The organism is Anabaenopsis arnoldii, from assembly GCF_028331025.1.
In the GTDB taxonomy this organism is placed as follows: domain Bacteria; phylum Cyanobacteriota; class Cyanobacteriia; order Cyanobacteriales; family Nostocaceae; genus Anabaenopsis; species Anabaenopsis arnoldii.
Genome location: NZ_JAQMUH010000013.1, coordinates 24,574 through 32,516, shown reverse-complemented (window position 1 = coordinate 32,516; position 7,943 = coordinate 24,574). Strand labels below are relative to the sequence as shown.

The 7,943-nt window shown below is 40.4% G+C and carries 8 protein-coding genes and 1 pseudogene; 3 read left to right on the top strand and 6 right to left on the bottom strand.

What is annotated here, in order from left to right:
- Positions 1-209 precede the first annotated feature (209 nt).
- Both PN457_RS01365 and PN457_RS01360 read right to left on the bottom strand, forming a co-directional pair.
- A pseudogene (locus PN457_RS01365) lies at positions 210-284 on the bottom strand (YqaE/Pmp3 family membrane protein); the annotation flags it as partial.
- Between the two features lie 72 nt (positions 285-356).
- On the bottom strand, positions 357-698 hold the full coding sequence (locus tag PN457_RS01360; protein WP_200988045.1) for a translation initiation factor: 342 nt from the start codon (positions 696-698) through the stop codon (positions 357-359).
- A gap of 240 nt (positions 699-938) precedes the next feature.
- Between PN457_RS01360 and trpB the strand changes: the two genes are divergently transcribed.
- The 3 genes from trpB (at position 939) to PN457_RS01345 (ending at position 4,457) form a co-directional block, all read left to right on the top strand.
- On the top strand, positions 939-2,180 hold the full coding sequence (gene trpB, locus PN457_RS01355; RefSeq protein WP_271730816.1) for a tryptophan synthase subunit beta: 1,242 nt from the start codon (positions 939-941) through the stop codon (positions 2,178-2,180).
- Between the two features lie 233 nt (positions 2,181-2,413).
- Positions 2,414-3,694, top strand: a complete 1,281-nt coding sequence (locus PN457_RS01350) for an AAA family ATPase (protein WP_271730814.1) — start codon at positions 2,414-2,416, stop codon at positions 3,692-3,694.
- 4 nt (positions 3,695-3,698) lie between these two features.
- Positions 3,699-4,457, top strand: coding sequence for an RloB family protein (locus PN457_RS01345; RefSeq protein ID WP_271730811.1), 759 nt, complete (start codon positions 3,699-3,701; stop codon positions 4,455-4,457).
- A 33-nt stretch (positions 4,458-4,490) separates the two neighbouring features.
- On the opposite strand, the gene PN457_RS01340 is transcribed toward PN457_RS01345, so the two are convergent.
- The 4 genes from PN457_RS01340 to psaB all read right to left on the bottom strand — a co-directional run bounded on the left by PN457_RS01340 (position 4,491) and on the right by psaB (position 7,933).
- Positions 4,491-4,868: a DUF5615 family PIN-like protein gene (locus tag PN457_RS01340; protein WP_271730809.1), complete on the bottom strand. Its 378-nt coding sequence runs from the start codon at positions 4,866-4,868 to the stop codon at positions 4,491-4,493.
- Positions 4,865-5,095, bottom strand: a complete 231-nt coding sequence (locus PN457_RS01335) for a DUF433 domain-containing protein (protein ID WP_271730808.1) — start codon at positions 5,093-5,095, stop codon at positions 4,865-4,867. Before PN457_RS01335 ends, PN457_RS01340 begins: the two co-directional genes overlap by 4 nt.
- A gap of 107 nt (positions 5,096-5,202) precedes the next feature.
- A complete protein-coding gene (locus tag PN457_RS01330; protein WP_271730807.1) occupies positions 5,203-5,475 on the bottom strand; it encodes a hypothetical protein in 273 nt (90 codons plus the stop codon).
- Between the two features lie 226 nt (positions 5,476-5,701).
- Positions 5,702-7,933, bottom strand: a complete 2,232-nt coding sequence (psaB, locus tag PN457_RS01325; protein ID WP_271730804.1) for a photosystem I core protein PsaB — start codon at positions 7,931-7,933, stop codon at positions 5,702-5,704.
- Between the last annotated feature and the right edge of the window lie 10 nt (positions 7,934-7,943).

Genomic DNA, 7,943 nt, shown 5'->3' with positions numbered 1-7,943 from the left:
GTTGGTTTCAGGTAGATTAATAATTATGGTTCCTGTAGGTTGTTGATAACCTGTGATTACGCCGGATTTGTACCAACGCCACGCAGTTCTATAACTTATCCCTACCTTTTTTGCATAATCAGATAGTTTCATTCATTTAATAATCGTACATTCATAATAATATTATACTACAAATGTACATAAATGACTATAAATTCATTAAATTATTGTAGACCAAACCCCACCTGTAAAAACACTCCCAGAGGCGGAAGAAAAATAGCACACAAAATCCGAATTAAATCCATGATAACCTCCTGAGCAGATTAGAAGCACCTGCTTTGTAATTTAAACACTATGTACAAAATAAACCACACCCATCAGCCGCCGCTAATTTTGGCTTTGTAACCTAATGTAGTCATAATCTCTAAAATCTTCTGTTTATGGTCGCCCTGAATTTCAATTTCATTATCCTTGACAGTCCCACCTGTACCGCATTGAGTTTTCAACTGCTTAACTAAACCAGCTAAAACTTCGGGTTTGGTTTGAAAACCAGTAATCACTGTCACAGTTTTCCCCTTGCGTCCCTTGCGGGAAGCCTGTATCTTCAGGTTTTGTTGCTGGGGTGGTAATTCCGGAATCGCCCTTTGTGTAGCAGCAGAGTGATCATCACCAAATTCACGGTAGACAAAGCGATTGTCAGAAGATTTAGAAGAGGACATAAATTTTGTGATTCAGAAAAAAAATCTCATCTGGCTAATATACAGTAGCGCAGTTACCTTTTCTGACTCTGGCTACCCTATCACTATGGTAACTTTCGCCAAGGGATGAAAGCTAACCGCACAACTGCATTTTTCTAGTTTCCTCCCAGCAGTAGGTAAAAGATTCCGAGGATCTAGACGACTGAGAATTGGGAAATCGTTTTAAAATAATTACATTCATCCTGTGATCTAAAATTTTCCGTGACTACCACACCCCTCTCTCCAAATTCCCAATTTAATGCTCAGGTTCCCGATATCCAAGGACGCTTTGGACGCTTTGGCGGTAAGTACGTCCCGGAAACACTGATGCCGGCCTTAGCTGAATTAGAATTAGCTTATCAGCAATACCGCCATCACCCCAGTTTTCAAGAGGAATTACAACATTTATTAAAAGACTATGTGGGACGCGCTACACCGTTGTATTTTGCGGAACGCCTCACGGCTCATTATGCCCGCCCAGATGGTACAGGTCCACAAATTTACTTAAAACGTGAAGATTTAAATCACACTGGCGCTCATAAAATTAATAATGCTCTGGGTCAAGTATTGTTAGCCAAGCGCATGGGTAAGCAAAGAATTATTGCGGAAACCGGCGCAGGACAGCATGGGGTAGCTACAGCTACAGTTTGCGCTCGGTTTGGCCTGGAATGTGTGATTTACATGGGCGTTCATGATATGGAACGCCAAGCCTTGAATGTGTTTAGAATGCGCTTGATGGGGGCCCAAGTGCGTCCGGTGGAAGCGGGAACGGGAACCCTCAAGGATGCGACTTCTGAGGCTATCCGCGATTGGGTGACCAATGTGGAAACAACCCATTATATTTTAGGCTCGGTAGCTGGACCCCATCCTTACCCGATGATGGTTCGGGATTTTCACGCTGTGATTGGTCAAGAAACCCGCGCCCAAGCTGTGGAAAAGTGGGGGGGTTTACCAGAGATTCTCATTGCTTGTGTGGGTGGTGGTTCCAACGCTATGGGATTATTTCACGAGTTTGTCAATGAGCCTTCTATTCGCTTAATTGGCGTAGAAGCCGCCGGCGAAGGTGTGAATACACAAAAACACGCTGCTACCTTGACAAAAGGACAGATTGGTGTACTGCACGGGGCAATGAGCTATCTGTTGCAAGATGAAGAGGGACAAATTATTGAGGCCCACTCTATTAGTGCAGGTTTAGATTATCCGGGGGTGGGACCTGAACATAGTTATTTGAAGGATATGGGACGAGCGGAATATTACAGCGTCACCGATGGGGAGGCTTTGGCAGCTTTCCAGCGTCTATCTCGCTTGGAGGGCATTATACCCGCTTTGGAAACCGCCCATGCGATCGCCTATTTGGAAACCCTCTGTCCTCAACTGAGTGGTAGTCCGCGAATTGTCCTTAATTGTTCTGGACGTGGTGATAAGGATGTGCAAACTGTCGCCAAGTTTTTAATGCCAGAATAACCCTGATATCTTACACCATTTTCAATAACAGTAGGGTGGGCATCTTGCCCGCCTAATATCAATTCCAGTTAAGATGCCTGCTCCACAATAAGAAGTAACATTGATAAAAACATTAAATTTTAGAAGTTTTTTATAAGTATTATAAAAGGAATTGACTATATACTTCAATAATTATGTTAATCAGATTTACAGTAGAAAACTTCTTATCCTTTAACCAAAGGATAGACTTTAACATGATTGCTTCAGATGATACCCATCATAGTCATCATGTAGTTGTAGGTGAGTCTCAGGAGTCCATCAAATTACTCAGAACATCTATAATTTATGGTGCTAATGCTTCTGGCAAATCTAACTTAATTAAGGCTATGAAATTTGCTAGAAATTTTATTGTTGAGGGTGTAGAAAAAAATACAAATATCAATATTAATAATTTTAAACTTGATAAATCCTGTTATACAAAACCATCTAGATTTGAATTTGAGTTTAAAACTCATGATAAACAGTATGCTTATGGCTTTTTAGTTGATAAACACAAAATTCATGAAGAATGGTTATTTGAAATTGGTGTAAATATGGAAACACCAATTTATGAAAGAAAAGGGGAAGATATTAATTTTCATAATTTTAAACACGAATTTTTCTTGAATATTTCGGAAGATGAAAAAAATAGAATTCGTTATGAAGCCACGAGTACAAGAGAAAACTTACTGTTTTTGACTAATTCACAAGAAAGAAAAATTAAAGAGTTAAAACATATATTTGAATGGTTTAGTGATGTTTTAAAAATTGTTTTTCCTAATTCTAGGCCTACACTACCTTTTTTTACAGTACAAGATTCTCTGAGTAACTTTTTAGAATCCTTAGATTTAGGAATTAAAAAGATTATTACTAAAACAACTGATTTAGATCACTATAAAGAAATACCCTCAGAAATTAAAGATGAAATTAAGAAAGAGTTTCCTTATGAAGAAGGTGAAAATAATGCAATATTTATACCTATATTACAATGTATTATCTCTAAAGCAAAAGACGAAACCGACAAATTAACAGTTCTCAATTTATCACCAGTTAGGTTTGACAAAGAAAATAGGGAAGTAGAATTTGAAATATCCGAAGAGTCAGATGGAACGCAAAGATTAATTGATTTATTCCCTATGCTAATGCACTTAGCACGGGGAAATGCTGTTTATGTAATAGATGAAATTGAAAGGAGTCTACATTCTTTACTGATGAAGAAACTTTTTAATTATTTTCTGAATAATCCTGAAAATACAAGTTTAAATAGTCAGTTAATTGCTACGACGCATGAAGTTTATTTACTAGACATAAAAGATATTTTTAGAAAAGATGAGATTTGGTTTGTAGAAAAAGATAAGCATGGACAATCTGTACTTTATTCTTTAGCTAATACAGACGTTGACAATCTCGATTTAGCTGCTGGATATCTTAATGGAAGATTTGGAGCAATACCTTTTATTAAAGACTTAAAAACATTGGGATGGAGTCACGAGTAATAAAATGGGAAGAGAAAGGAATACAGATTATCAAGGTAGATCCAGTTATATTGCTAGTAAATGTGGTGAAGATAAAAAATGGAAATTATATATAATAGCTGCGGAAGGTGATAAAACTGAATATCAATATTTTAATGCCTTAACAATAAAATATGAAGAAGATTTTCGTCTCAGTAATATTCATGTCGAGTTTATAGATAGAAAAGAACAAGAAGCTGGAAACTCAGATCCTCAATATGTATATAAAACATTACTTAAATTCTATGAAGAATTAAAGGAAAATTACGACCTTCAAGAATATGATGAATTATGGATGATAATAGACACTGACGACTACGATAATCGTAAACTAACTATTTCTGAATTGGCTCAAAAATGTTGTGAGAATCCTATATATAAGTTATGTATTAGTAATCCCTGCTTTGAAATTTGGTTAATACTACACTTTTTTGATTTAGAAATAACTTTACTAGATGCTATTCCAGCAGAGTCAAAAGATACTAGCCTGAAAGAAGAAATTCAAAAAGAATATATTAAAAAAAGACCAGGAATGTGTAAGAAATTATGGAATAGGATTCACCAAGCTCAGAAGCAACCATGTTATGCACAACTAATGCAATATATCCCAGAAGCAATTACCAGAGCAAAAATACTTGGTGAATGTAACCCCAATGATCCAGATTATCCAGAAAATAAAATTGGTACAGGAGTTTACAAGTTGCTAGAAAAGTTGACACAAGTCTCTATGAATCTAGAGAGTTAATGGATTTTTAAATTAGTGGCTGAAAAACTTATGTTATGTTTCTGGAAGCGGACGACGGATTCTTGTCTGGATTTCATCTGCAACCACAAGACAACCCTTCAAAGCTACTAAAGATTGTTCATTGACTACGCGAGTTAAAATTTCTAGGACAGCTTGACGGCTACGATTACGCGATCGCAATAATAAAATACCAGGATGCGTACCTGGTGGAAAACGGCGAACATCAGAAAAGTCTAAATCAAGGGTAATGAAAAATCTTTCCTCAGCACAGACTTGTTGCCAAACAACTTCATCTTTTGCACCAGATAATCCTTCATCTGTAACTCGGTCAGCACTATAACCAGATTTGTGTAAAAAGTCAACGTGACTTTGTGCCATGTTCTCGTCAAGTTTCACTAACATTTTGGTCATCGCAGTGGTAACAGTTCCTCTTCCCTAGTTAGTTGTGCTGCATAAGCAATAGCCGCTTTGACATCTTCTAAAGTTAGTGGTGGATAATCTTTGACTATTTCTTCAAAGGTCAGTCCATCAGCAAGGTTATCAAGGATAACTGATATCATGATACGTGTGTCTTTAATACATGGTTTACCGTGACACACTTGAGGATTAATACTAATGCGTTCTTGCCAGTTATTCATAAATTAGGTTTGTTTGTAAATAAGATAAATGTATTGATGCTGAATATTTTCTACACTTTCTAAATGTAATCCCTTTGCTTTCCCCACTCAAGCCATGCTCTAGTCATTTATTTTGTTTTTCCTCTGTACTCTGGAGGTACAGGATCTTGTCTAGAAATACATTTTAATGCCCAAAACCAGCGTCCAGATTTTTTTTCAAGTTCTCTGAGTAGTAACGGTATTACAGGCTCTCCCATTCCTATAATTTGTTGATAGGCTAGGTGCATACACATTTGATTGGTTGATGATACACCCCGATTCTGTTCACGCCACTGGTTGACAAGTGTGGTGAAAGTTTCCTCTATTTCTTTTTGTTTAAATGAGGTTTGTAGTTTTTCCATATTCCAGATGATTTACCTAATTTAATTTTAGGATATATATTTCTATCAATGTTTATCAATGTTTATGGCGATCGCTTTTGCCTTATCTAGTTGTATCAGCAGCAAACTTTTGAAGAATACGCTGATGTAGGATCTCCATCTCCTGGCAGGATATTAAGCTCTACAAAAAATCCCCCACCAGACGGCAGGGGATTTTTATTACTCACCTATAAAACTAGTAGCGGAATTAACCGAACTTACCAGCAGTAGAGGCAATCAAGAACGCTGCATAGGTAACAACATAGCCAACGGTGAAGTGAGCTAAACCTACCAAGCGAGCTTGAACGATGGAGAGAGCAACGGGCTTATCTTTCCAGCGAACCAAGTTAGCTAGAGGAGTACGCTCGTGCGCCCAAACAAGGGTTTCAATCAACTCTTGCCAGTAACCTCTCCAAGAGATGAGGAACATGAAACCGGTTGCCCAAACTAGGTGACCAAACAGGAACATCCAAGCCCAAACAGACAGGTTATTCACGCCGTAGGGGTTGTATCCGTTAATCAACTGAGCGGAGTTAGCCCAGAGGTAGTCACGGAACCAGCCCATTAAGTAAGTGGAGTTTTCGTTGAACTGAGCAACGTTACCTTGCCAAATACCTAGATGTTTCCAGTGCCAGTAGAAGGTTACCCAACCAATGGTATTTAACATCCAGAACATAGCTAGGTAGAAGGAGTCCCAAGCGGAGATGTCGCAAGTACCGCCACGGCCTGGACCGTCGCAAGGGAAGGCATAGCCGAAGTCCTTTTTATCGGGCATCAGCTTAGAACCACGAGCATCCAAAGCACCTTTAACAAGTACTAGGGTGGTGGTGTGAATAGCCAAAGCGAAAGCGTGGTGTACCAAGAAGTCGCCAGGGCCAATTGTTAGGAATAGGGAGTTAGTGCCGGAGTTGATGGCATCCAACCAGCCGCCTAACCAAACGTTGCCGTTGTTAGGATAAGCTGTGTAGGCGATGCTGTCGGGGTTAGATAACAGAGTATCTAAACCATACAGTACTTTACCGTGAGCAGCTTGAATGAACTGGGCGAACACAGGCTCAATCAAGATTTGCTTTTCAGGAGTACCGAAAGCAACTACTACGTCGTTGTGTACATACAGACCGAGGGTGTGGAAGCCTAAGAATAGCGATACCCAGCTGAGGTGAGAGATAATCGCTTCTTTGTGCTGTAAAATCCGGTCGAGTACGTTGCCCTTGTTTTGTTCGGGGTCGTAGTCACGTACCCAGAAGATGGCGGCGTGGGCGAAAGCACCAACCATCAAGAAGCCAGCAATATACTGGTGGTGGGTGTACAGTGCTGCCTGTGTTGTGTAGTCCTTAGCAATGAAAGCGTAAGGAGGCAGGGAGTACATATGCTGCGCTACCAAGGAAGTGATGGTTCCTAGTGCTGCCAAAGCTAAGGACAGCTGGAAGTGCAGTGAGTTGTTGATGGTGTCGTACAGACCTTGGTGAGGCAGGTTGAATTGACCTTCACTCTTGCTACCGGGGATTAAACCGGATTTGGAATTGAGCATTTCTTTGATGCTGTGACCAATTCCAAAGTTAGTGCGGTACATATGACCGGCAACAATGAAGATAACTGCGATCGCCAAGTGGTGGTGAGCCATGTCGGTCAGCCACAAGGATTCTGTTTGAGGATGGAAGCCACCCAAGAAAGTCAGAATCGCTGTACCGGAACCTTGAGATGTACCAAAAATATGGCTGGCAGTGTCAGGGTTCTGAGCGTAAACACCCCAGTTACCTGTGAAGAAAGGTGTTAAACCTGCTGGGTGGGGCATGGTGGTTAAGAAGTTATCCCAACCTACGTGCTGTCCGCGAGATTCGGGGATAGCAACGTGAATCAAGTGACCAGCCCAAGCCAAGGAGCTAACGCCGAATAAACCAGCTAAGTGGTGGTTCAAACGGGGTTCAGCACTCTTGAACCAAGACAGGCTAGGACGGAACTTGGGTTGTAAGTGCAACCAACCAGCAAATAAGAATAATGCTGCCAACAAGAGGAGGAACACGGAACCGGTGTACAGTTCGCTGTTCGTCCGCATACCGATGGTATACCACCAGTGGTAAACACCAGAGTAAGCGATGTTTACTGGATTGCTAGCGCCACCTTGGGTAAATGCTTCAATGGCAGGTTCACCAAAGTGGGGGTCCCAAATCGCATGGGCGATGGGACGGACATGAAGGGGATCTTTAATCCACTGTTCAAAGTTACCTTGCCAGGCTACGTGGAACAGGAGGCTGGAAGCCCATAGAAAGATGATTGCCAAGTGACCGAAGTGAGTGGCGAAAATCTTTTGGTAAAGATTTTCTTCCGTCATGCCATCGTGGCTTTCAAAGTCGTTTCCAGTGGCGATCGCATACCATATCCGACGCGTAGTCGGGTCCTGTGCGAGATCCTGGCTAAATTTTGGAAATTTCGTTGCCATAGGTTTGATA

Excerpts from the sequence above, each read along its gene's own strand:
- psaB (WP_271730804.1), bottom strand. The coding sequence starts at position 7,933 with ATGGCAACGAAATTTCCAAAATTTAGCCAGGATCTCGCACAGGACCCG.
- PN457_RS01360 (WP_200988045.1), bottom strand. The coding sequence starts at position 698 with ATGTCCTCTTCTAAATCTTCTGACAATCGCTTTGTCTACCGTGAATTT.
- PN457_RS01350 (WP_271730814.1), top strand. The coding sequence starts at position 2,414 with ATGATTGCTTCAGATGATACCCATCATAGTCATCATGTAGTTGTAGGT.
- PN457_RS01330 (WP_271730807.1), bottom strand. The coding sequence starts at position 5,475 with ATGGAAAAACTACAAACCTCATTTAAACAAAAAGAAATAGAGGAAACT.
- PN457_RS01340 (WP_271730809.1), bottom strand. The coding sequence starts at position 4,868 with ATGACCAAAATGTTAGTGAAACTTGACGAGAACATGGCACAAAGTCAC.
- PN457_RS01345 (WP_271730811.1), top strand. The coding sequence starts at position 3,699 with ATGGGAAGAGAAAGGAATACAGATTATCAAGGTAGATCCAGTTATATT.
- PN457_RS01335 (WP_271730808.1), bottom strand. The coding sequence starts at position 5,095 with ATGAATAACTGGCAAGAACGCATTAGTATTAATCCTCAAGTGTGTCAC.